1 pseudogene is annotated in these 233 nt (G+C 30.5%); it reads left to right on the top strand.

Going from position 1 to position 233, the window contains the following annotated elements:
• Positions 1 to 233 (top strand): annotated as a pseudogene (locus tag HMPREF3046_RS05040) (IS3 family transposase); the annotation flags it as partial.

The following is a 233-nucleotide window of genomic DNA, read 5'->3' as shown; positions in this document are numbered from 1 at the left end:
AAAAAAGTACAAGGCATTGGAAAGGAAGTGGTACCAACAGTAGTCATAGATTTAGTGGATCAATTAAAAGGAAACTATTCAATCAAATTGATACTAGAAGTATTAAACATACCTAAATCAACATATTACCGATGGAAAAACAAAACCTATAAAAATGATACTGTAACACAAAAAGTTATTGAATTATGTGAAGCTAACCACTATACCTACGGTTATCGTAAGATTACAGCACT

The organism is Staphylococcus sp. HMSC070D05 (assembly GCF_001815595.1).
GTDB lineage: Bacteria > Bacillota > Bacilli > Staphylococcales > Staphylococcaceae > Staphylococcus > Staphylococcus hominis.
This window is presented reverse-complemented; position numbering and strand designations above follow the sequence as displayed.